Genomic DNA, 24,086 nt, shown 5'->3' on the forward strand with positions numbered 1-24,086 from the left:
TGTAAGGCTGCTTTTTTTAATTCTTGTAACTTATCTAATTTTCGTTGATGAAGAGCGATAGTATCATCAATTTTGTTGAGTAATGAACTTATTTTTGTTTGTTCTTCAATACATGGAAATAAGGTTTCAAACTTTAAAATATTATTCTTACTTATTCCAAATACTTTCATACCAGTACCAACTTTATATCCATATTTCCTAAACGTAGATGAATGGATTAAGTAGTACAAATAAAGTGGTTCAATTGTTTTTGGTCTGAGTGCTATTGTATGTAAACCGGCCACAATCCTAAATGGCGTTTTTTCAACAATAACAGAAGGCATTGCAATACCTTGATAGTCCTCTGACGCATCTGCAAGTGCAAGGTCGCCTTTTTCTAAGTATTTATAATCACCAACATTAATATTGGGTATATTAGACTTAGAAGTAATCTTATCAGCTCTTTTTGTATGAATATCACCATAATGAATATATCGTACACCAGTATTTTTCTCTGTTTCAACACTTCTTGAAAGAGGATAAGACTTAATTACACTTACTAAGTTGGTCAGCTTACGCTGTTTCCAATCGGTAAAAGTGTTTAATTATAATTTTGTGGTGATAAAAAATATATGATGTTCTGGGAATTTTAACCAATTTGACAATAGTAAGTGAAAACAATTCTTTACAGGAGTTTTTGCTTATTTTTGAAAAGCGACTATTGTTCTTAGCTTTTGCTGTGATAAACTAATAATTATAAAACAACATTAAAAATTTTTATATAAAATAGAAACAGGAAGTTAAAAGAATTAAATGAGGTGAGAGCGTTTGGCACAACATACAGCAGAACAAGAGCTAGAAAACAATTTAATCAAACAATTAATTAATGGCATTTCACAGTGGACATATCGAGATGATTTACATACTGAAGACGAACTTTGGGAAAACTTTCGCAAGAAATTGGAAGCGAATAATAAAGATGTTTTGAACGGCGTACCTTTGACAAAACAAGAATTCCGTCAGATACAGAATCAATTGCAATTTCCTAATTTTTATGAAGCTGCGCGTTGGTTGAGTGGAGAAAACGGAATTGCTAAGGTTCAGGTCCAAAGAGAGGATGCTACGTTAGGAACGATTCGATTGCGAGTCATCAACCGTCAAGACGTTGCGGGGGGTTCATCTTCTTATGAGGTGATTAATCAATTTGAATCGCCTAAACGTTCGTTAGAAGAGAATGATCGTCGATTTGATGTGACGCTTTTAATCAACGGGTTGCCTATGATTCATATCGAATTAAAAAATCGTGCTCATCCGTATATGGATGCTTTTCGTCAAATACGCAAATATTTAAAAGAAGGGAAATTCACTGGTATTTATTCCACTTTACAAATGTTTGTGGTAACGAACGGTACAGATACCCGTTACATTGCTTCAGCGATAGATACAAAGCTGAATGAACAGTTCCTGACCAAATGGGTCGATTACAAGAATCAACCGATTAATGGCTATTTGGAGTTTGCTCAAGAGGTTTTATCGATCCCCATGGCACATAAGATGGTCACTCAATATACAGTGATTGATAATAACCGGAAATCTTTAATTTTGCTACGTCCTTATCAAATTCACGCAATTGAGGCAGTAAAACAAGCGTCTGTACAATCAAAATCAGGCTATGTTTGGCATACAACTGGCTCTGGTAAAACATTAACTTCCTATAAAGTGGCAAAAAATCTTTTACAAATCCCTTCAATTCAAAAGACCATTTTTATCGTAGACCGTCGAGATTTAGACCAGCAAACAACAGCTTCTTTCTTATCTTATTCTGAAAATGATGTTGTTAATATTGATGAGACGGATAATGTAAGTGATTTGATCAAAAAATTACTTTCAGAAGATCGTACCGTTGTAGTTACAACAATACAAAAATTAAACTATGTTATGAAACGATTTGCTGATAAAGAAGGAACAAAACGTTATGAAAAAATGACACAGCTAAAACTAGCTTTTGTTGTCGATGAATGCCATCGTGCGGTTAGTCCACAAAAGAAACGTGAAATTGAAGCCTTCTTCCGTCAATCCTTATGGTACGGTTTTACTGGTACACCAATTTTTGTTGAAAATAAGAAAAGTGTCTTAGGAGATCTTCCGCAAACTACAAAACAGCAATATGGCGAATGTTTGCATCAATATACGGTAAAAGAAGCGATTCATGATCAGGCGGTTCTTGGATTTCAGGTGGAATATAAATCAACCTTTAATGAAAGTCAGTTAGACAAAATTGTGACAGACAGTAGCAATAGACAAAATGTTAATGTGGATGCAATGTTAACTGATGAAAAAGAGGTACTGATTCCTAATTCTGTTTATGATGAAAAGCAGCATATGTTAGAAGTTATTGATTCTATTATTAACAATTCTCAGTCAAAGCTAGGATTTGCTAAAGGAGTAGGTCAAACATTTGATGCTATTTTGACTACTAGCTCAATAAAAAAAGCTCTTGAGTATTATGACCTGTTTAAACAAGTAAAACTAGATGAAACGGATGTACGTGTTAAAGAAAAAACAAAGAGAATTTTACCTGACTTTCCCAAAGTTGCGATTACTTATTCAATTAGTGAAAATGAAGAGTCTTCCAGCAAAGAGCAAGAGAAAATGAAGGAGATTTTGCGAGATTACAATGAAGAATTTGGAACGAATTTTACTTTGGAAACAATGCGTGCTTATAATCGAAACATTAATGATCGACTTGCTCGTAAAAAAGAAAAATATTTAGCTCGTTCCGAACAACTAGATTTAGTAATTGTTGTAGACCGATTGTTAACTGGGTTTGACGCACCATGCTTATCGACCTTGTTTATTGATCGACAACCAATGCAACCACATGATTTGATTCAAGCTTTCTCAAGAACGAATCGATTGTTTGATAAAAGTAAAAAATATGGTCAAATTGTTACATTTCAAAAGCCAAAAATTTTTGAGCAAGAAGTAAAAGATGCGTTAGTTCTTTACTCTAATGGTGGCGAAAATGAAGTATTAGCACCAAGCTGGGAAGAGGCTCAAGAAGCATTTGTTACGGCTATCGAAGAAATGCATGAAATTGTTTCTTTACCAGAAGAAGTGGACAATTTGAACGAAGCAGAATTGAAAAAATTTATTAAGGCTTTTCAAAAATTGGATCGTACTTATTCCTCAGTTCAAGTATATACTGACTTTGATGACAAACAATTGGGAACAATATTTCCAATTAAAAATGAAGAGATAGAAGAACTTCATGGGAAGTATGTAAATGTCTTAGACTCTCTTAGACCACCTGAAGATGATGGAGAAGACCCAGAGATTGATATTTTTTATGAACTAGAATCAGTCAAAACAGAAGAAATAAATTATGAGTATATACTTAATCTAATCCAAGCGTTTGTTCCAAGCGGAGACGACGAATATGAACTGATTGCTAAAGAAGATCAAAAAGCTACAAGTGAAGTTAATAAATATATTGATGAATTGGCTAAGAGTAATGCACAATTAGCAAAACTAATGCGTCACTTATGGGACAATATTCTTCAAGAACCAGAAAATTATCGAGACCAAAATGTATCAAATTTATTAGAGGATATGGTTCAAGGCACGAGTTACGAGGTACAACAAGAATTTTCAAATAAATGGCAAGTAGATGAAGAAGAGTTAGCCTATGTCATGGAAAATTATAATCCAAAAAAAGAACATCAAAATGGAGAAAATGAGTTACAACGTACAGCTGATTATTCAACTTATAAAGAAAAAGCAGAAGAACCTGTGTCTAAATTGAAGTATGGAAAAACAATGCGTAAAGAGTTGGATAAGGTAATGAAAGAGGAGATATTGCCGCTAAGAAGACAGTAGTTTTTGATTTATTTAGATAAATGAGAAAGGAGGGATTTTTATAATGGATGATGGTATTTTGTTGAGTATTATATACGGAATATATCTTGAATCTTTTCCTCAGAAATGGTGCCAAAAGATGAAAAACAATAGGTTAAGAAAATTTATGCACCTACCTTTTTATTACCATGATTTAGAAAATCTTGAGATTTTTTGTGAAAAATTAACGAAACAAGGATTTAACTCAAAAGAGATAGAATCAGTAACTCAGAATTTAGAAGTCAAATTAAATCAAAAATGGGAAAAGACAAAGTTTTTTATTAATAATAGCTTAAGGATTATAATGTTCTGCATAACAGGTTTAGCAGTTGTTTTTGCATGGACTTTTTTATCTGATAATGTTCCGTATGGGCAAAGATATGAATATCTGAATATAGTAACCCTAATTATTAATGTCGGTGTACTATTTAGTTTATTAATTATGATTTATTTAGCTAATAAAAGGACGAAAGAAGAAAACCTACTATCTGTTTTAAAAGACGCACAGATAATAATGAAAAGAAGTAAGCCTTAGTGTTTATTAATATTTTGTTATGTAATAGGTATAAAAGAGTGTGTTAGAGGGTTTGTATCGGTGCTGTTTTTAGCCGGATGTAGTGCAAATGTATCAGAGGATGATTTAAAGGCCAATGATTGGACGATTGAACCTGACGAAGAAGATGTTCCCAACATGATTGCATCTTTTTCCGATCATGTAATGACGATAAATGTCGATGTAGACAGTATGGAATCAACTACTACAGATGAGTGGGGACAAATGGGCGAGGAGTTTGCTAAAGAGTTAGCCAGTGAAATGGATTTTAAATTAGAATACACATTAGATGGAGATCAGATTACTCTTCAAGATACAGATAATGAAGATGAAGAAAACACCTATGAGGTTTCTGAAGAAGATAATAACATCATTTTTACTCCTATTGATGATGAATCGGATGACGAAGCCGAAACGATAACGTTGCAACCCAATGAAAATGAAGAATAGGCGTAAATAAAGAAAATTTAATTGAGACATGAATTATGCAATTAGGTTATTTGTCATATATATACTAGTTATTTTTATAGAATTAAAAACAAAAGATCGCTGAAAGTCTGTATTACACAAACTTTCAGCGATTTTTTTCTCTCATTAAAATTTTTTTACTTTAATTTTTTCATTAACTGAGTGAATTTCATAATTTCGAGCTCTTGTGCCTCAAGGAATCTGACACACAAAAAAGGCAGTACCTCCCCAAATCCTGTATAATGGTAGTTGACAATAACAACCAAAAAAAGACTGGAGGCGTACTCCCTATGACCATTATACGACAACAAAGCTTATTTGGCATCCAAGAATTATACGAGATGGCACCTACCCAACGTTATGAATCGATTATTACAGCGATAGATTTGGATGCGATCTACCATGAAATAAACAAAAAGTCACGACTTGGTGCACCAGTAGATTTGAATTATTCAGCGATGATTATTTCTTTCTTCGTACGAATTGTTGAGCGTATCCCAACGATTAAAGACCTCGTTAAGCGCCTGAATGATGACTTTGTTTTTAAATTGAATTGTGGGTTTCTTGTGTCTGATAACACTCCGTCTGAAGCTGCCTATTCTCGACTCGTAACAAAACTGAGTGAATCTAACGTTTTAGAGAATGAGCGGGAAAAAGTAGTTCTTCAAGCGATTGCGGAAGGCTTTATCATGGATGATACCGCCGCAATTGACGCAACCCATTTTGAAGCACGTGATCAAGCCCCACCAAAAGAAGAAAAACCAAAAGCCGAGCCGAAAAAACGTGGGCGTAAACCTAAGGAAGAGCGTGAACAATGGCTTATCGAACAGGCAGAGAAAGAAGCGAACCTTCCAATTTTCGAAAAGAAAATAGAAGCACAGTTAGATATGCCTTTAAGTAAACTCCGGGCTGAAGTTCCTCAGGACCCAAAATGGGGTGTAAAAAAGAACAGTGAAGGCAAAAATGTCTATTGGTATGGCTACAAAGGACACCTAGCCGTTGGTACATCCAGCCAGTATATTTTACAGTCTCTTTTTTCATCTGGTAATCTGAATGACGGAAAAGCGGCAATCCCATTATTAAAAGGCATGGATGAACGCCTATTCTTACCTTCATTGAACTACCAAACAATGGACGCTGGTTATGACTATGACCCAATTTACGAACAAGTTCATCGAATAAGGAACCAATCTGTCATTGCTTACAATCAGAAAAATGAAGGGGAGCCTATTGGCTTCGATAAACACTTTGCCCCCACCTGTTTCAGGGAGCATTCTTATCGTTATGATAGTTTCGATGCCAAATACGAAACGTTGAAATACACCCGTCCAAAAGAATGTAATGATTGTCCTTTAGCTAACGAAGGGATCTGCCAAAAGGTTTATAAAGTAAAAATTACTACAGACCTCAGGAGATATACAGCACCCGCTCGTGGATCAAAGGCATGGAAAAACATATCCAAACGTCGCTCAGCAGTAGAACGCGTTAATGCTTATTTAAAAGAATATTTTCAGCTCAACAATGTACGTTATCGAACGGGAAAACGCGCAAAAGTTCACTTTGACATCGTAACCCTTATTTATAATGCATCAAAATTAGCAAGTGATCGTATTCGTTTACTGTTAAGCCAGCAACAAGCTGCTTAGGAAACTGGATCTGATCGTATTGAAGAACCATCTATTGGTCGTATTTAATCAACATTACCTTGAAGCCCTTTTAAAAAAACGAAAATAAAGGGTCTAGTTTGGTGTTGCTTTTACAAGTTGTTTTTCACATGAATTTTCAGAAAATAGGGTTTTAAGAATTTTGCAGATCTGTGTATTTTTAAAAAGAGCAATTATGAAATTGATTCAACTAAACAATAAATTGCAACAAGTAAACAATTAACTCTTAAAACTTGTTGCAAAGAAATGTAATATTCAAGAATAAGTTATCTGTCTATAATGAAAATGTATTCATGATAACGCTAACAGAATTGAAGATTTTTAAGATAGGATGTGCGTATCATATGTTAACAAAACGACAAAAAAATTTACTTGAACTTTTAGAATCACAAGATGACTTTCTAACAGTGGAATTTATAGCTAACAAGCTAGGTGTGTCAAAAAGAACTATTCATTCAGAATTAAAATTGTTGGAAGATTACATCCAAAGTTTAGGTAAATTTTTGGAGAAGAAGAGAGGAGTTGGAGTTGCACTTAGAGAACTAAAAGAAAATACTTTGCCAAAAGAAAGCGATGAAATATCGGATATCTATAATACTGTCACTCGAAGAACTGAAATAATGAGAACGCTATTATTTGAAGAAACATCGGTAAGTTTTAATTATTTATCCGAAATTTATATGGTAAGTAAGACCTCTATTATAAAGGACTTTGAATTTATTATGAGGATTCTTAAAGCAGGTTCTAATATCAAGCTTAAAAGTGACAGATATGGAACAAGGATATCTGGAAATGAAATTGATATTCAGAAAGCTTATTTACAATTTAATCGTTATATAATAAGTAATTCAGCATTTTACTACGAAAACACGGTATCAAAAAAGTTGAATTTATTGGCACCTTATTATGGTGAAAAACTTATTGGTGTATGTACGAATCTTTTATACAACTATGTGCGGGATAATAGCAACGCGATTTCAGATTACTATGTGCAGAACGTGTTAAATATTTTTACTATTTTGGTCTACCGAAATATGAATGGATATCATATTCAAGAAAACCAAGAGACAGAAGATTATGATTATACTTTGTTTTTTGAAGAGAGTGCTGTCAAACTTTTGCATAAAGCTTCGTTAAGGCTAGATTTTTCATATACCAACGAAGATATAAAATTTTTTTCACAGCATTTAATATCTAACAGGTTTGAACCTTTACCGGAAGAAAACATTGATGATGTGCTTGTTAATAAACTATTGGCACAGGTTTCGAAAGCATTGAATATTGATTTTTCCAATGATAAGAAACTAGAAGAACAATTAATCAATCATATACCGCCTATGATTTATCGTTTACGGTCCAATAATAAAACAGAAAACCCTTTTACTGAACAAATAAAAACAGAATTTCCATTAACCTTTAATGTGATTTGGGTCGTACTCGGAGAATATGAAAAACGATTAGAAATTGCCTTTAATGAAGATGAAATTGCTTTTCTTACAATCTACTTCCAGTCAGCAATTGAACGCGCAAAAATAAATAGAAAAATATTGATAATTTGTCAGATGGGGATTGCAACATCAGAGCTTCTAATGAATCGAATAAAAAACATTGTCCCTTCTTTAGATACGATCGAAGTCGCTTCAGTGGCAGAACTGGAGCACATTGATATGGAACAATTTGACGTAATTATTTCAACAATCAAGGTGGATGTTCCTGGTAAAGATGTCATACTTGTTTCGCCATTTTTAACGGATACAGACATAGAGAAAATAAAAAGTTCAGGATACCAGCCAAGTAATATTAGTAAAATAAATCCATTATTAGAGCAACATCATTTAAAGAAGTTTATTAGCTCAGAATTTATTTTTGTTAATACAGACTTTTCTTCTAAAGAAGAATTATTTGAAGTTATAGGTAAGGACTTAATTGAGAAAGGATTGGTAGAGCAAGAGTTTATTTCAGGACTTCTTCATAGGGAAAAATTAGGGGGAACAGATTTACCTTCTGGCGCGGCTGTGCCACATGGAAACCCTATACATGTTAACCAAACGATTGTGGTGGTGGTGAAAAATAAGCAAAAGTTTAAATGGGATAAGTATTACGTAGATATCGTGTTTTTGATTTGTATTTCTACACAAGATACCCTACAAACTCGCAGGATCTTGTCAGATATTTATAACATAGTAGATAATTCTAAAATATTAAAACAAATTAGAAAAAAATCTTCGAAAACAGCTTTATTGAAAAACTTAGGGAGTGAACAAGATGGGAAAAATTCAAGAAAATGACAAAGGCGTAATTTCGGAGGAGTTGATATTTCTAGATAAAGAATTCGAAAATCAAGAAGAAGTCCTTCAATTTATCGTAAATAATGCTGAATCTAATGGTTATGTAACGGATAAAGATAAGCTCTATGAAGCAGTAAAAAAACGTGAACAGGAAGTGCCTACAGCTATTGGTTACTCTATTGCGATCCCGCATGGAAAGACCGATGCAGTTGCGCATCCATTCATCGCCTTCTTACGAACAGCCAAAGATATAAAATGGACAAACCAAAAGGAAGGGATGATACGCTTAGTATTTCTTATCGGGGTTCCAGAAAAAAGTGAGAATAATTTACATCTAAAGTTTATCTCTCAACTGAGTAAAAAGTTATTAGATGAAGACTTCAGGGAAAAATTATTAAGACAAACTGATAAAAAAAGAGCTTTTCAACAACTAAATGCAATTGAAATTTAAGGAGGAAAACGAAATGAAAATAGTAGCAGTAACAGCATGTCCAACTGGGATAGCACATACTTATATGGCACAAGAAGCTATCGAAAAAGAGTGTCAAAAAAGAGGATACGAAGTGAAAGTAGAAACGCAAGGAAGTATGGGAATTGAAAATGAATTAGAACAAGAAGAAGTTGATGCGGCAGATATTGTTATTTTGGCTATAGGAATTGGGATTGATGGTGAAGAACGTTTTGAAGAAAAAGAAAATGAAGGCAAAGTTATAAATGCTGACCCAGGAGAAGTGATTAAACATCCTGTTGAGACTATTGATCAAGCAGAAAAAATCTAGTTTTATTTAAAGGAGAAAGAGCAAAATGAAAAAAAGTAATAAATTTTTTAAGGACCTACAAAAAGCTTTTAATACGGGTGTCTCTTTCATGTTGCCTGCAGTAGTTGTAGGAGGGATCTTTTTAGCTATTTCTTTAGCAACTGGGGAAGCCACTGAGTCAGGACTGGAAGTTACCAATCCTTTTATGAAAAATTTGAATGACTTGGGCGATGCTGGTTTTGCTATGATGATTCCATTACTTTCTGGCTACATTGCTAATACATTAGCAGGAAAGCCAGCACTAGCTCCAGCTATGATTTTAGGTTACATCGCCAATAATCCGATTGGGGAAGGAGAAGTCCAAACTGGATTTCTGGGAGCCATGATTATGGGGGTTGCAGTTGGATATTTTGTTCGCTGGTGTAAGACCTGGAAAGTGCCCTCTACCATTCGAACGATTATGCCTATTTTGATTGTACCTGTGATTACAACGTTTGTTTTAGGGATGATTTACATTTATGTTATTGCTGTACCGATTGGTGCTGCGATGGATTGGCTTGTAAGAGCATTAGGACAAATGCAAGGAGGCAGCGCCATTATATTTGGCTTAATCATTGGCGCAATGACCGCTGTGGATATGGGCGGTCCCGTCAACAAAACGGTTACAGCTTTTACTTTAGCGTTGATGGCTGAGGGCGTCTATGCACCAAATGGAGCGCATCGTATCGCAGTGGCTATCCCGCCGCTAGCTCTGGCGATTTCAACCTTTATCGATCGTAAAAAATATACTTCTGAGGATAAAGATTTAGGTATATCAGCCTTTTTTATGGGATTAATTGGTATTACAGAAGGAGCTATCCCCTTTGCTGTTAAAGATATTAAACGCGTGTTACCTGCGATTATTATCGGTAGTGCAGTAGGTGGGGCCATCGGAATGGCTAATGGCGTAGAAGCTCTGGTTCCACATGGAGGCTTAATTATTTTGCCAGTAGTAAATGGGAAATTATGGTATTTCTTATCTATGCTTATCGGAACACTGGTATCAGTTGCTATTTTGCATTTTACCAAACCAAACTTAGAGAATATAGAAAAATAAATAATATAAATTTAGCTGTAACATGATTTATATAAATAAAAAATTGGAGATGAAATGAATGGAAAAATTACCAATCAAAACAGTTGTTGAAGGCCTTCTTAAGTTACAAAAAACAGGGGAAAGTGCTACTATATTAGGCGTTGGCCCAATGTCTAGAAACTGCGTTCAAGCAACTTTAGAATTATCTCAAGAAGATGACTTTCCAGTGATGTTTATTGCTAGTCGAAACCAAGTTGACGCAGATGAATTGGGTGGCGGATACGTTAACGGATGGAACCAGTTTACTTTCGCAAAAGCAGTAGAAGAAGTAGCAGAAAAAATTAATTATGATAATTTATATTATCTTTGTCGTGACCATGGAGGACCTTGGCAACGTGATAAAGAAAGAGATGATCATTTACCAACGGACGAAGCAATGGCACTTGGACAAAAATCGTATGTTGCTGATATTGAAGCAGGTTTTGACTTATTAATGATCGATCCTACAAAAGATCCATTTGAAGTTGGAAAAGTTATCCCATTAGATACTGTTTTAGAAAGAACAGTTGACCTAATTGAGTTTTGTGAAAAAGAACGTAAGTCTCGTAATTTACCAGAAATTGGTTACGAAGTAGGTACAGAAGAAACAAATGGCGGCTTGACTTCAACAGAAACCTACGAAAAATTTATCTTAAGACTAAAAGATGAATTAGAAAAACGAGGTTTACCAATGCCAACGTTTATCGTAGGACAAACAGGAACATTAACTCGTAAAACGGAACAAGTAGGTACTTTTGATTTTAATAATGCTTATGATCTGGCACAAATGGCAAAAAAATATGGCGTTGGTTTAAAAGAACATAATGGGGATTATCTAGATGACGTTACTTTATTAGAACACGTACCTTCTGAAATCACTGCAACTAATGTAGCACCTCAATACGGGACAGAAGAAACTCGTGCTTACTTGAATCTTGCAGCAGTTGAAGCAAGGTTAGTTGATAATGGACTAGTTAAAGAAGCATCGAAAACTCGTGAAACGTTATTAATCCATGCAATCAATAGTGAACGTTGGAGAAAATGGATGGTTGGTGAACAAAAAGATTTAACAGTTGACCAAATTTTAGATTCAAATGACAACCAATTACAAGCAGAAATCCTAGATATTGCTGGACACTATACGTTCAATGATGACGAAGTTAAAGCTGAAATTGAAAAGATGTATCAAAATCTTAAAGGTCAAAATATTGATGGGCAACGCTATGTTGTGGATCATATCAAACGTCCAATTCGTGACTATGCAGAATGCTACAAATTAAATGGTGCAACTACTCGTATTAAAAATCTTTCGAAATAAAAAGATTAGATTGTATGTAACGATTTCCTAAAAGTTAGCTTTTTCTAACTTTTAGAAATCGTTATAAAAATTATTATTATTCACTGCATTCATTGTTAAATTTAAGAAATAATATGGAGGATTTGCAATAAGTATAAAATAGGTTTTATTTGAGTATGGCCCTATTTTGATCATAAAGAAGGGTGGATCCCCAAATTTATGCAAGCAATTTTTTTTGATGTGGATGATACGCTATATGATCAATTACGTCCATTTGCGAGAGCTTTTGAGAAACATTTTAACTTTAGTAATATTCCATTGGAAACGTTGTATACGACTAGTCGAAAGTTGAGCGATGAAGTTTTTCAATTAGTAGAAAATGGACAGATGGATATGCAAGAGATGCATGTATATAGAATTAAACATGCACTAGCGTATTTTGGCAAAAAGATTTCTAATAAAGAAGCTGTTAAGTTTCAAAGGGATTATCAGTTTTTCCAAGAAGAAATCACATTATTACCTGATGTGATAGATGCTTTAAATTTTTGTTCTCAAAATGAAGTCACCATGGGGATTATAACCAATGGACCATTAGCTCACCAAAAAAGAAAAATTAAACAGCTGGGTGTTAGAAATTGGATTCCGAAAGAAAATATAATTATCTCTTCTGAGGTAGGCTTAGCAAAGCCTGATGTTCGAATTTTTCATTTAGCAGAATCGAAAATACAGTCAGCTAACGATCAAGTTTATTACGTAGGAGACTCATTTCAAAATGATATTATTGGAGCTAAAAATGCAGGTTGGAAAGCTATATGGTGCAATCGTAGATGCCATAAAAAGCCTCTTGAAACTGTGGAACCTGATTATGTTATTACTGGGAAAACTAAATTATTCGAAACTGTTCGTGAAATCGTGTGGGGAATTTAGAGAGTATATTTTTTAATAGTACAAGGGAGCTTAACCATGAAAAACGTATTTGTTTTTGATATTGATGATACTTTATACGATCAATTACATGCTTTTAAACGAGCAATTAAAAACTTACAGATAAGTAGTCAAAATGATCTAGATATATCTTCACTCTATCAATTGATGAAAAAATATGGAGATGAAACTTTTTCTTCAACAGGTTTTGATCAAGCAAAGTTAAGATCAATGCAAATATTTCGTATTAAACGGGCACTTCAAGATTATGGAGTTAAAATTACTAATGAGCAGGCCCTGAATTTCCAATTAGATTTTGAAAAGTATCAAAATGACATTGAACTATTTCCAAAAATGGAAGAACTGTTAAACCTACTTGTTGCAAAAGAACAAGTTCTAGGAATTATTACCAACGGGACCGTAGACAAGCAACTAAAAAAAGTTAAAGCATTGAAGCTTGGTAAATGGGTTCCGAAAAACAATATTTTAATATCTGAAGCAGCTGGTGTCTCAAAACCTGAAAAAGCTATTTTTAAATGTTTTGAGAATAAACTATTCTTGCCTTTAGAAAAGCAAAACGTATTTTATGTTGGAGATAATTATTTAAATGACATCATAGGACCGAAATCTGTCGGGTGGAATACAATTTGGGCTAATTACCGCGAGTATAACAAACCTATTGAATGTGTAGCAGATTATATCGTACAAGAACCAAAAAGTTTATACACTACTATTACAAAGCTTATTGATAAATAATCTTAAGTACATAAGAAGTTGTATGTAAGTTAGAGACAAACAATAGTTAGCAAAAGAACACGACCGCCAAATAATTGAAGAAATCGTCGCAGATTTTGAAATGAATTGTATTGCTTCTGAAGAAGAGATGAAGCAAAAATTTGGAAAATATGGTTGGGGAAAATAAAGAATTAACTTAGTCAAAAACAATGAGAGTACTCTTTTAAAGAAAGTCAGAAAAAGCCCTAGAGTGAGGGCTTTTTAGATCTTGCTTATTTTTTGTGTCAAAAATTTTAGAGTGAAAATTATTATAGCAAATTGCTAAGGTTTTGCTAGCGAATAGATGATAATCGTTTTACCAACAACCGACCTACAAGCGAAACGAAGATAACCGTTAGTAATTTATCTAAGTAATCCGTTGCAATTTGAACTAAAAAGACTGAAAGTGCTTGGTTCATTCCGGCGCCATATAATAGTTGAACAATGATGCTTGATCCGGCAGAAGTAATGCCGTTAAATAAAATGACGGTGATAATCGTTGAAAGAATCGTACCAGGTAAAGAAATTGCCAAGGCAAGCCACCAACTGTTTTTTAGCTGAGTAGCTTGCTTACGTTTATATAACATACCAGCGACCGCGCCGATAACTAATTGAACTGGCATAAAAAATAAGGAGAAGATATCAGAGGTTACTCCAACCAGAACGCCTGTGGCACCACCAACTGCCATTCCGCCAAAGGGCCCTAAAAGGCTGGCTGCAAAAATGGTCCCGACGGCATCTAAATAAATAGGTAACCTTAGCATTAAAATAAGATTACTACAAACGATATTTAAAACCAGACACAATGCCATGATTACAATAGAGCGAGTTGTATTTTTTCTCATAATTCTACCTCCAATAACTGAGGCAGAATTTGTGAAAGTTCAGACTCTTCAGCTTTGAGCACGCGTGTTAGAAATAAGCACCAAAAAGCTGTTTGGTCCACACTTGTTAAAATGTGACAATTATTCGATAGCTGCCAAAAATTGTGATCGTCTACAATAGATTGACCGCGGCTGATGCCAGTGGTGGCAATTTCTACATGACTGTCAAAACCTTGAGCAAGTGTAGGGTCAAGTAAATAGGCGATGGTTAAAGGATCATTAACTACACAGCCGAGGACTTTTTCATGTTCCCAGTGAAAATCAAAATAAAATTGGGTGATTTGTTGAATAAATTGATAAATTCGTTGGTCTGTATGTTTCATATATTCGAGAATTGTCGGGGTTAGCACGATTTTACGTGTTACATCAAGACCCATCATCTCGATTGGAATGGGTAGTTTTTGCTCAAAAACAAATTTTGCTGCATCTGGATCACACCAAAAATTGTATTCAGCGACCGGTGAGCAATTGCCATGGGAACGGTAATTGCCTCCCATTACGAGAAAACGCGACGCTTGGGCAAAGCAATTCGGATCTTCCTGTAAAACCAAAGCGATGTTGGTGAGCGGTCCTAAAGCTAAGACGGTGGTATCGGGATTTTGTTGCAATGTTTCTCGAATAAACGACACAGCATTTGCTTTGGGTTGAACAGAAGTGACGGGAGAAATTTGGCTATCACCCAAGCCATCTTCGCCGTGGGTGTCCTGAGCGCTAGTAAAAGGAACCGCCAGTGGTTTTTCAGCTCCAATGTATACTGGTATGTCTAACCGATCGACTAGCCGCAAAACTTTTAACGCATTTTGTGCTCCGACGCTTGCTGGTACATTACCGCTGACGATGGTGATGCCGATGATATTGAGTTCTTTTGATTGTAAAGCTAGGAGTAGCGCTAAACTATCGTCTATTCCTGGATCACAATCAATGATGATATTCTTCTTTGTATTCAATTTCCTACCTCCTTGTGAAGTTCTTGGTTTTTTATTCTGGGAAGTTTACGAACCAGTCCAGGCAATTTTGCCTGATTTTATGAATACTTGTTTAGTATACAACATAGAAGGAGTAGTGCAAGTAGTTGTTAACCGTTTTATGTTGTAGATGTTTCTCGTAATTTTTATCACAAGCGATTTTTTGTTTGTTGTCGATAAAGCAAACATTTTTTCTGAATTACTCGTTTTATCTTGAAAATTGTAACCGTTTCGTTTACACTAATCTTGTAGTAATAAATCCGAATAAAAAAAGGCACTCCCTGTATCAGTTGGCGCTGACACAAGGAGCCTTGACAAGTCATCGAGACTGACTGATCAAGTTGCCATAGTCAATGCAACGCATCGACTTTCTTTATTATAGCCAACATGAAAGCATTTTTCTAGTGTTTTCTGTTAATTTTTCGGCTTTTGAAAGTGATTGAAGTATGCTTATTTAACTATGTCAGAGGTATTGGACAGTTTTGTCTAGTACCTCTTTTTTTATTGTTTTTCAATAAAGCAAGCCTGTGTTCGGATTTATTGCTGCTGTTTTAAAAACTGTGTTTAGCTAGCATGGTTTTAAAAATAGTAAATGGACATGTCAAACTATTTTTGAAAACGCTTAAAGTAATATAAAGGGGGCAACGTGAGGCTTAACCTGGATTTGGTTCGTATGAATATATGGATCGGATTCAGGATGTTTTTATATAGGAGAAAGGAGTTTTAAAATGTCAGAACATTATTCGCAATTACAGATTGAAAATGCCGCAAAAAATATTCGTAAACGTGTTTTAAAAATTACCCTTGAAAGAAATGGTTGTTATTTAGCTCAGGCTTGTTCTTCGTCAGAAATTTTAGCTTCTCTTTATATGAGTATTCTAAATCTTTCCGAAAGTAAGGGACCGCAAATACCTGGAAAATTCCCTGGAACACCTTCAAAAGACAACATGGATTACCTTCCAGGTTCTGCATATAACGGCAGTACAGATGCACCTTATGATAGGTTATTTATTTCACCAGCTCATTACGCAGCACCGGTTTATTCAACTCTTGTTGAAGTTGGTAGATTATCTGAAGAAGCTTTAGAATTTTTCAATAAAGATGGATATAGTATGGAAATGATTGGTGCAAATCATACTCCCGGTTTTGAAAATGCTGCAGGGACACTAAGTCAAGCAATAAGTATTGCAAGTGGAACTGCTTATGCAAGAAAAATAAAAAAACAAAGTGGTAGGATATTTGTCTTTATGTCTGATGGTGAAATACAAGAAGGACAGCTATGGGAGGCTGTTCAAGTAGCAGCCTTTTATAAATTAGATAATTTAGTTTTACTAGTTGATGTTAATAGGCAACAAGTTGAAGGATTTACCCAAGATATTATGAATATTGAACCACTTGAAGAAAAATTTAAAGCATTTGGTGCAAAAACGGCAAAAATTGATGGTCATAGTGTTGAAGAATTACAAAAAGCTTGCCAAATGACAGAAAAAGGAAAACCGTTAGTTGTATTATGCTATACCAATCCGACACAAGGGATTCCTTTGTTAAAGCATCGTCGAGGACAAATGCATTTTATTCGTTTTAAAGAAGATGAATACAATGAGTATCTTAAGTTTTATCAAAATATGTGAGGAGGAAAATAGTGTGCAAATAGAAAAAGACGTGCATTCTAATAACATCATTCAATTCGCTGGAAATCATAAAGAAGTATTGGTAATGTCTGCTGATCTAGGAACTTCGTGTGAAGTTGGGGAATTTGCTAAGAAACTACCCGAAAGGTATTTATCAATGGGCATTGCTGAACAAAATATGATGGGATGGGCTGCTGGTTTAGCCAAAGAAGGTTTTCGTCCGTTTCTTCATACATTTGCTGTTTTTTTGTATAGGAGAACACTTGATCAATTAGAAATGTCGATTGCGTATCCTAATTTACCAGTAGCATTATTAGGTTTCGTGCCGGGGATTACTACGCCTGGAGGGATTACTCACCAGTCAATTGAAGATGTAGGAATTATGAGGACAATTCCTAATATGAATATTTTTGACTGTGGCGATACTACTGATGTTGAGTCTGCTTTAGAAATTTGTAGGGAAATAAATGCTCCTATTTATGTGCGTATGTTAAGAGGAGCTGTTCCGCGTTTATTTGATCCGAATGTACCAACAAAATTTAATAAAGGTAGACTTCTTAGTGAAGGAACAGACATTGCTTTGTTTTCTAGTAGTATTTGTACTGAAGAAGCGATGCGAGCTACAAATTATCTTGAAAAACAAGGGCTATCGGTGCAGCACGTCCATATTACTACATTAAAACCATTCACTGATCCATTAGTGCTTGAGACGCTTGAAAAGGTTAGTTATGGAGTAATAACTATGGAAAATCATAGTGTGATTGGTGGATTAGGTACTTTGGTTGGCGAGGTAATGCTAGAAAATATGATTAATAAAGAACTGATAAAAATAGGTATTAATGATGAGTGGACTCATGGAGCTGCAAAACCTTATTTGATGAAGAAGTATGGGATAGATGCGTTGTCTTTAATTAAAGCGGTGGAAAAATTAATAGATGATAAGTTCGATGCGACTGAAAATGAGCTGGAAGCCATCCGCTTAGAAGATTACGATAGAGTTTAATGTAAGATAATTATCTTATATCTTTATATATTGATGAGGTGAAGTATGAAAAATTTATTTAATAAAGAACTTGTATTTTTAGATATTGAATCACCTAACGCCAATGAACTATTTAAGATAATAGCAGACGAACTTCAAAACAAAGGGTTTGTAAATGAGAAATATCATGACGGCCTAATAAATCGTGAAAAAGATTTTCCTACTGGATTACAACTAGAAGATTACAGCGTTAGTATACCGCATACAGACCCGGAAACAGTAAAAAAAGACTTTATTGCTATAGTAAGGCCTAGATCCCCTATAATGTTTTCCTTAATGGAAGATAATGATAAGAAAACACCCGTGGATTTATGCTTTTTTATTGGATTAAGAGATGGAAAGAAGAGTCCATTAGCTTTAATGGAATTAATTTCGTTAATACAAAATCATAAACTGATATTGTCTGTATTAAATGAAAAAAACAGAAAAAAAATAATAGAAGAAATTCAAGAGGTGAGGTTTACGTGAAGAAAACAATCGTTATAGCTTGTGCAACAGGTGTTGCAACTTCAACAGTCATTGCTAATAGAGTGGAAGATTTATGTACGAAAAATGATATAGAATATCAGCTAATTCAATGTAAAGTACCTGAAGTAGGAAGTTACGAAGACCAGGCAGATTTAATCATTACTTCTGGAAAGAGCCCTAGAAAATTTAAAGCGATTACAATAAAAGCTACTTCATATATCACTGGTATTAATGATGAACAAACAGATAAAGATATTATTAATGCTTTACAAGATAGTTAAATAAAATATATGAAGGAGAATAAAAATGAAGATTATCACCGATGTAGTTAATTACATTATTGGATTGGGCGCTAGTGCAATCCTTCCTATAACACTTTTAATTTTAGGATTAATTTTTGGACTAGGTTTGGGAAAATCTATTAAAGCAGGAATTACTGTTGGGATTGGTTTTGTTGGAATTAACTTGGTTATCGAACTATTAACGAGCGAAGTTGGCGAGGCAGCTCAATTGATGGTTCAACGTATAGGTCTGAATTTAACTGTCATTGATGGAGGATGGCCATCCGCCTCGGCAGCTGCTTGGGGCTCTCCTATATCAGCACTATTAATAGCAGTTTGCTTATTAGTAAACGTTATTTTAATTATATTTAAAGTGACAAAAACAATGTATGTTGATATTTGGAACTATTGGTATTTTTTGTTTGCCGGATCTGTTGTTTATACGATTACAAACAATTTAGTTGCAGCTTCTATAGCGGCTATTCTATTAATGGTAGTTCATTTAGTTATGGGCGATAAGTTGCAACCTTATGTTGAAGATTATTTTGAAATTGATAATGTTACTTTACCGACCGGTTCTTCATTAATGTGGGTACCGCTAGGTTTTGCTGTTGATTGGATATTAGATAGAATTCCAGGCATAAATAAAATTAATGTTAATTATGAAACCATTCAAAAAAAGTTTGGAGTTTTTGGTGAACCTATGGTAATAGGTGTTGCTATTGGTATAATACTTGGTTTTCTAGCTGGATATGATGTGGGCCAAGCATGGCTATTAGGGATAAATATGGGCGCTGTTATGATGATTTTGCCAAGAATGATAAAAATCCTACTGGAAGGATTGCTTCCTATTTCTAATGCTGCCCAAGTATTTTTACGTGATAAATTTAAAAACAGAGAACTATTTATTGGATTAGATTCTGCCATTTCTTTAGGTGATTCTGCTGTAATATCTTCTGCTTTAATTTTAGTTCCAATAATGATAATTCTTGCATCTATTTTGCCAGGGAACAGAGTGTTACCTTTTGGAGATCTTGCTTCAATTCCTTTTTATGTTGCTTTTATAACCGCTCATAATAAAGGTAATATTTTTAAGACCGTGCTTACAGGTACTATAATGATGATTTTAACTTTATATATGGCTACTAATTTTGCTTCTGTATATACAGAAATGATGAACGCGGCTAATTTTACTATTCCACAAGGAGTTAGTCAGATGTCAAGCATTACTTCCGGCGGTAGTCTTTTAAATTGGATAATACTTCAGATAACGCAACTATTAAATTCAATTTTTTAATTATTGAAAGGATGAGATAATTGAAAGCTTTAATGAAATTGGAAAAAGGTTTTAACAATATGAAAGTTGTAGACATTGATGAACCAGAAGTGAAAGAAGATCTAGTTAAAATTAAAGTTAAATACTGCGGGATTTGTGGAAGTGATTTACATGCTTATCAAGGAATATACCCAAGTACAATTCCGCCTGTAGTATTAGGGCATGAATTTGCCGGAGAAGTTATAGACATTGGACCAAAAGTTCAAAATATAAACATTGGGGATCGTGTAACTAGTGAAACGACCTTTGCAACATGCAATAATTGTGAACAATGTAAAACTAAAAACTATAACCTGTGTTCTAAACGAAAAGGATTAGGAACACAAGTTAATGGAGCTATGTCAGCTTATGTTTTAAGTAGAGAAGAAAGTGTTCATGTTTTAGATGAAAATGTTTCTTACTTATCAGCAGCTTTATCAGAACCCTTATCATGTGGGGTACATGCTTCGTTAGAAAAAGTGGAAGTCCAAAAAGAAGATACTGTTTGTGTTTTTGGACCTGGGACAATAGGAATATTACTAGCTATGGTGGCTAAATCAAAAGGTGCTAGAGTGATAGTGGCAGGTGTTACGAAAGATGAAAAAAGATTAGAATTAGTAAAAAAATTAGGTTTTATATCCGTTGATCAGCAAAAGGAAGATTTAAAAGCGATTATTGATGAACATACTCAAGGAAATGGTGTTGATTTTTCCTTTGAATGTTCAGGGGTGGTTAAAGCATTAAATACAGCATTAGCCATAACTAAAAAAAGAGGAACAATCGTTCAAATGGGAGTTTTTGCTAAAGATTTTAATGAAATAGATACACAGTCTATATTACAAAAAGAAATAAACTACATTGGGTCAAGGTCACAAAAACCTTCTTCATGGCAAAAAACAATGAAAATCCTAAGTGATCAAGTAATTTCCCCAGAGCAAATTGTTACTTCAATTATTTCATTGGAAAATTGGAAAGATGGTTTTGAAAATTCAATAGCTGCTAAGGATATTAAAGTAGTGATTGATCTAGAAAAAGATGGGCCCTGCTAATTCAACGATGTCATTCTGGATAGCTGATTCGTTTCAAATACTTTACTATAAAAAGAACAATATTAATAATATTCTAATTTAAAAACATAAATTATTCGAGAATAGTTTACTTTTTTAGCTTTATAAAATGTAATTAAAGTGCTAAAATTTAATACCAATATATAGTAAGGTTAAGAGTTAGTATAAAGAGGTTAACATGACAAATACTGAAAAAATTTACGACAAAATAAGAAATTTATATGAAGATGGAAGAGAATTTACAGCTTCTGAATTATCAAAACAGATTGGTTTATCTAGAAGTATGACATCAAATTACTTGAATTCACTTGTTAAAACAAAAAGTTTAAATAAAAAGAATACTCGACCTGTTAAATTTTTGTTGGCACATAAAAAAAGCGCCTTCGATGTAGTTGTTGGAGCACAAGGGAGCATGGCTACGTTGGTTGAACAGTGTCAAGCTTCTGTAAACTATCCACCAAATGGATTGCCAATTATTTTGCGAGGTAATAGTGGCGTGGGTAAGAGTATGTTGGCAAAGCAAACTTATCAATATGCTAAAGAACGTAACGTGTTAAGTCCTGACGCGCCACTTGTTACACTAAACTGTGCAGATTATGCGAATAATCCAGAGCTGCTTTCTTCCGCGCTTTTTGGTTATGTAAAAGGAGCTTTTACAGGAGCTGATAGAGAGAAAAAAGGGCTACTTGATAGTGCAAATGGTGGGTATTTATTTTTAGATGAAGTGCATAATTTGACGCAGGAAAATCAAGAAAAGTTATTTATTTTAATTGATCAGAAGAGATTTCGCCGTCTTGGTGATGATGATAACTGGCAAAAAGCAGATGTTCGTTTGATACTTGCTACAACTGAAGACACAAATAGACGTTTATTGGCAACTTTTCGAAGAAGAATACCATTAGAAATTACTTTACCAGATTTCATGGATCGTCCAGTACAAGAGCGTTTAGCTTTAATTACTCACTTTTTTCAAGCAGAAGCAAAAAAGATGGAAAAACAAGTTTTTATTCACCAAGACGAATTAGAAAAGCTGCTGTATGTAGATGTAGGCGGCAATGTTGGTGCAGTGCAAAACAAAGTACAGATTAGTTGTGCACAGGCTTATAATCAACACGTAAATGACAATTTTATTAAAATCGGCGAGGCAGAAAACGATGATAAGTTCATTCAAATTTCTTCAAATAGTAGCGACGAACTAATCGAAGATGGCAGTTATAAATTTGAAAAAATATTAAAAGAAAATTTTGAGAATAAAACCTTTCAAGAAGTATGCAATAATATTCTTCCTTTTTTGAATCAATTAAAAAAAGGAAGAAATAGAGAGGAAGAACTATTTTCAACTGGTGAACGTTTCATTTATTCAAGATTGCTAGCAAATCAAAATAAATTAGATCGTTTTGGTAAGAATATTACACAAAAGCACTTAAAAGAGATAGCTATTTTATTTAATGTAGGGCAAAATTCCTCTTCTTTAAGTATACAATCTATTGATAATAAGGAAGATGCGAAGTATTTCAACATGGCGCAAACTATTATTAATCAAGTTCATCAGAAAATAAGGGATTCGTTATTACTGTATATGATAACTGCATATTTAAAAAATGAGTTGCCTATAAAAATTAGAAAGAACGCAATCATTTTAATGCATGGGAAACAGTCTGCTTCAAGCTTATCCAGCGAAGCTAATAATTTGATCGGAGACTATGTATTTGAAGCCTTTGATATGCCAATTCAGGTAGAGACAAAAGAAATTGTCCATAGGGTAAACGAGTATGTTACAAATATCGATACAAGAGAGGGTCTAATCCTTTTAGTTGACATGGGATCACTTGAAAAAATGTATGAAGAGATCAAAGACAATGTTACTGGTGATCTGCTTATTGTTAATAACGTATCAACTTCACTTGCATTAAACATTGGTTTTGCATTATTACAAAATAAATCAATGGATTATTTTACAGAATTGGATTATCAACAATTTAATGTGAAACCGCAATTTTTTGAAGGAATCTCACAATCGCAAAATATCGTTATTTCTTGTATGTCTGGGGAAGGTATCGCACAAAAAATCAAAGAGATTTTCGAAGATACAAAAACTAAAGTCCCTATTGAAATTATTGTTCTTGATTTTGAAGAACTTGAAAAAATTGCAGCTAAAAAAAGCTATACTTCATTTAAAAATACTTTCGCTATCATTAGTACATCCCCCATTACAATTCCTGGAGTGAAGTGTATTAACATTGAAGATTTAGTCAACGGAAGTTACAGCCTTGATTTTTTGGAGACAATTTATAGTTCAGAACAGATTCGGAAACAAACCAACGAAATTATTAAGTTATTTACCATTGAAGGAGCTAGTTTAAGACTTAAGTTTTTAAATCCTGATATGGTCATCAATGAAATTGAGCAGATTATTACATCATTAGAACAGCGTTACCAAGTAACTTTTAAAAACTTTGTCCGAGTTAACCTGTTTTTGCATCTTTCTTCTATGATTGAGCGATTGTTGATAGGAGACGCAGTTGAGGAGATGGAACAATCTATAAGTACAGAACTTGCTAACTTTATTGAGGTGACACAAGATATTTTCAGCTCTATTTATAAAAAATATAATATTATAACTCAAGTTTCGCACATGTAAAATGATATTAAACAACGGTCTTATCAACTCTTAGGTCGAAAAAAGTCCTGATATTGACTGCCTACCTTTTTATACA

20 protein-coding genes, 1 pseudogene and 1 riboswitch are annotated in these 24,086 nt (G+C 34.0%); of the genes and pseudogenes, 18 read left to right on the forward strand and 3 right to left on the reverse strand.

The annotated features are described in order from the left end of the window. Window positions 1-35: 35 nt before the first annotated feature. A pseudogene (locus C7K43_RS13550) lies at window positions 36-557 on the reverse strand (restriction endonuclease subunit S); the annotation flags it as partial. Between the two features lie 250 nt (window positions 558-807). Between C7K43_RS13550 and C7K43_RS01720 the strand changes: the two are divergent. The 11 genes from C7K43_RS01720 to C7K43_RS01770 all read left to right on the forward strand — a co-directional run bounded on the left by C7K43_RS01720 (window position 808) and on the right by C7K43_RS01770 (window position 13,698). Further along, window positions 808-3,858 carry a type I restriction endonuclease subunit R gene (locus tag C7K43_RS01720; protein ID WP_124005269.1) on the forward strand — a complete coding sequence of 1,017 codons (3,051 nt, stop codon included), beginning with the start codon at window positions 808-810 and terminating at the stop codon, window positions 3,856-3,858. A 43-nt stretch (window positions 3,859-3,901) separates the two neighbouring features. After that, on the forward strand, window positions 3,902-4,411 hold the full coding sequence (locus C7K43_RS01725) for a hypothetical protein (RefSeq protein ID WP_124005270.1): 510 nt from the start codon (window positions 3,902-3,904) through the stop codon (window positions 4,409-4,411). 60 nt (window positions 4,412-4,471) lie between these two features. Then, window positions 4,472-4,879, forward strand: a complete 408-nt coding sequence (locus C7K43_RS01730; protein WP_124005271.1) for a peptidoglycan-binding protein LysM — start codon at window positions 4,472-4,474, stop codon at window positions 4,877-4,879. Between the two features lie 308 nt (window positions 4,880-5,187). Next, entirely contained in the window at window positions 5,188-6,543 is a 1,356-nt protein-coding gene (locus C7K43_RS01735; protein WP_124005272.1) for a transposase, read from the forward strand. Between the two features lie 362 nt (window positions 6,544-6,905). After that, the gene (locus C7K43_RS01740) at window positions 6,906-8,849 is read left to right on the forward strand and encodes a BglG family transcription antiterminator (protein ID WP_124005273.1); all 1,944 of its coding nucleotides are present in this window, start codon (window positions 6,906-6,908) and stop codon (window positions 8,847-8,849) included. Then, complete coding sequence (locus C7K43_RS01745) at window positions 8,827-9,300, forward strand: PTS sugar transporter subunit IIA (RefSeq protein ID WP_124005274.1); 474 nt, start codon at window positions 8,827-8,829, stop codon at window positions 9,298-9,300. The genes C7K43_RS01740 and C7K43_RS01745 overlap by 23 nt, the downstream gene beginning before the upstream one ends. A 13-nt stretch (window positions 9,301-9,313) precedes the next feature. After that, window positions 9,314-9,628, forward strand: a complete 315-nt coding sequence (locus tag C7K43_RS01750) for a PTS fructose transporter subunit IIB (protein ID WP_124005275.1) — start codon at window positions 9,314-9,316, stop codon at window positions 9,626-9,628. A 25-nt stretch (window positions 9,629-9,653) separates the two neighbouring features. Next, window positions 9,654-10,703, forward strand: a complete 1,050-nt coding sequence (locus C7K43_RS01755; protein WP_124005276.1) for a PTS fructose transporter subunit IIC — start codon at window positions 9,654-9,656, stop codon at window positions 10,701-10,703. A 58-nt stretch (window positions 10,704-10,761) separates the two neighbouring features. After that, the gene (locus tag C7K43_RS01760; protein ID WP_124005277.1) at window positions 10,762-12,039 is read left to right on the forward strand and encodes a class II D-tagatose-bisphosphate aldolase non-catalytic subunit; all 1,278 of its coding nucleotides are present in this window, start codon (window positions 10,762-10,764) and stop codon (window positions 12,037-12,039) included. 198 nt (window positions 12,040-12,237) lie between these two features. Continuing rightward, window positions 12,238-12,945 carry an HAD family hydrolase gene (locus C7K43_RS01765; protein WP_124005278.1) on the forward strand — a complete coding sequence of 236 codons (708 nt, stop codon included), beginning with the start codon at window positions 12,238-12,240 and terminating at the stop codon, window positions 12,943-12,945. Between the two features lie 36 nt (window positions 12,946-12,981). Continuing rightward, the gene (locus tag C7K43_RS01770) at window positions 12,982-13,698 is read left to right on the forward strand and encodes an HAD family hydrolase (protein WP_124005279.1); all 717 of its coding nucleotides are present in this window, start codon (window positions 12,982-12,984) and stop codon (window positions 13,696-13,698) included. 311 nt (window positions 13,699-14,009) lie between these two features. Here C7K43_RS01770 and C7K43_RS01775 read toward each other — a convergent pair whose 3' ends face one another. Both C7K43_RS01775 and C7K43_RS01780 read right to left on the reverse strand, forming a co-directional pair. Further along, window positions 14,010-14,561 (reverse strand): ECF transporter S component, encoded by a 552-nt coding sequence (locus tag C7K43_RS01775; protein ID WP_124005280.1) that lies wholly within the window; start codon window positions 14,559-14,561, stop codon window positions 14,010-14,012. Further along, window positions 14,558-15,547, reverse strand: a complete 990-nt coding sequence (locus tag C7K43_RS01780) for a nucleoside hydrolase (protein WP_124005281.1) — start codon at window positions 15,545-15,547, stop codon at window positions 14,558-14,560. Before C7K43_RS01780 ends, C7K43_RS01775 begins: the two co-directional genes overlap by 4 nt. A gap of 17 nt (window positions 15,548-15,564) precedes the next feature. Continuing rightward, a riboswitch (PreQ1 riboswitch) is annotated at window positions 15,565-15,609 on the reverse strand. A gap of 684 nt (window positions 15,610-16,293) precedes the next feature. Here C7K43_RS01780 and C7K43_RS01785 point away from each other — a divergent pair. From C7K43_RS01785 to C7K43_RS01815, 7 genes are all read left to right on the forward strand, one after another. Beyond that, window positions 16,294-17,196 (forward strand): transketolase, encoded by a 903-nt coding sequence (locus tag C7K43_RS01785; RefSeq protein ID WP_014125257.1) that lies wholly within the window; start codon window positions 16,294-16,296, stop codon window positions 17,194-17,196. Window positions 17,197-17,209: 13 nt separating this feature from the next. Then, window positions 17,210-18,199, forward strand: a complete 990-nt coding sequence (locus C7K43_RS01790; RefSeq protein ID WP_014125256.1) for a transketolase family protein — start codon at window positions 17,210-17,212, stop codon at window positions 18,197-18,199. A 45-nt stretch (window positions 18,200-18,244) separates the two neighbouring features. Continuing rightward, window positions 18,245-18,706: a PTS sugar transporter subunit IIA gene (locus C7K43_RS01795; protein ID WP_124005282.1), complete on the forward strand. Its 462-nt coding sequence runs from the start codon at window positions 18,245-18,247 to the stop codon at window positions 18,704-18,706. Next, the gene (locus C7K43_RS01800; protein WP_124005283.1) at window positions 18,703-18,987 is read left to right on the forward strand and encodes a PTS sugar transporter subunit IIB; all 285 of its coding nucleotides are present in this window, start codon (window positions 18,703-18,705) and stop codon (window positions 18,985-18,987) included. The genes C7K43_RS01795 and C7K43_RS01800 overlap by 4 nt, the downstream gene beginning before the upstream one ends. A 25-nt stretch (window positions 18,988-19,012) precedes the next feature. Further along, window positions 19,013-20,284 (forward strand): PTS galactitol transporter subunit IIC, encoded by a 1,272-nt coding sequence (locus C7K43_RS01805; RefSeq protein WP_124005284.1) that lies wholly within the window; start codon window positions 19,013-19,015, stop codon window positions 20,282-20,284. Window positions 20,285-20,304: 20 nt separating this feature from the next. Next, entirely contained in the window at window positions 20,305-21,351 is a 1,047-nt protein-coding gene (locus C7K43_RS01810) for a zinc-binding dehydrogenase (RefSeq protein WP_124005285.1), read from the forward strand. 196 nt (window positions 21,352-21,547) lie between these two features. Continuing rightward, entirely contained in the window at window positions 21,548-24,010 is a 2,463-nt protein-coding gene (locus tag C7K43_RS01815; RefSeq protein WP_124005286.1) for a sigma 54-interacting transcriptional regulator, read from the forward strand. The last annotated feature ends 76 nt before the right edge of the window (window positions 24,011-24,086 follow it).

Source organism: Tetragenococcus koreensis, assembly GCF_003795145.1.
Taxonomy (GTDB): Bacteria; Bacillota; Bacilli; order Lactobacillales; family Enterococcaceae; genus Tetragenococcus; species Tetragenococcus koreensis.

Bases quoted from the DNA above. Each gene is read 5' to 3' on its own strand.
- C7K43_RS01725 (WP_124005270.1), top strand. From the start codon at position 3,902: ATGGATGATGGTATTTTGTTGAGTATTATATACGGAATATATCTTGAA.
- C7K43_RS01740 (WP_124005273.1), top strand. From the start codon at position 6,906: ATGTTAACAAAACGACAAAAAAATTTACTTGAACTTTTAGAATCACAA.
- C7K43_RS01760 (WP_124005277.1), top strand. From the start codon at position 10,762: ATGGAAAAATTACCAATCAAAACAGTTGTTGAAGGCCTTCTTAAGTTA.
- C7K43_RS01815 (WP_124005286.1), top strand. From the start codon at position 21,548: ATGACAAATACTGAAAAAATTTACGACAAAATAAGAAATTTATATGAA.
- C7K43_RS01755 (WP_124005276.1), top strand. From the start codon at position 9,654: ATGAAAAAAAGTAATAAATTTTTTAAGGACCTACAAAAAGCTTTTAAT.
- C7K43_RS01795 (WP_124005282.1), top strand. From the start codon at position 18,245: ATGAAAAATTTATTTAATAAAGAACTTGTATTTTTAGATATTGAATCA.
- C7K43_RS01805 (WP_124005284.1), top strand. From the start codon at position 19,013: ATGAAGATTATCACCGATGTAGTTAATTACATTATTGGATTGGGCGCT.
- C7K43_RS01770 (WP_124005279.1), top strand. From the start codon at position 12,982: ATGAAAAACGTATTTGTTTTTGATATTGATGATACTTTATACGATCAA.
- C7K43_RS01735 (WP_124005272.1), top strand. From the start codon at position 5,188: ATGACCATTATACGACAACAAAGCTTATTTGGCATCCAAGAATTATAC.
- C7K43_RS01785 (WP_014125257.1), top strand. From the start codon at position 16,294: ATGTCAGAACATTATTCGCAATTACAGATTGAAAATGCCGCAAAAAAT.
- C7K43_RS01750 (WP_124005275.1), top strand. From the start codon at position 9,314: ATGAAAATAGTAGCAGTAACAGCATGTCCAACTGGGATAGCACATACT.
- C7K43_RS01745 (WP_124005274.1), top strand. From the start codon at position 8,827: ATGGGAAAAATTCAAGAAAATGACAAAGGCGTAATTTCGGAGGAGTTG.
- C7K43_RS01765 (WP_124005278.1), top strand. From the start codon at position 12,238: ATGCAAGCAATTTTTTTTGATGTGGATGATACGCTATATGATCAATTA.
- C7K43_RS01775 (WP_124005280.1), bottom strand. From the start codon at position 14,561: ATGAGAAAAAATACAACTCGCTCTATTGTAATCATGGCATTGTGTCTG.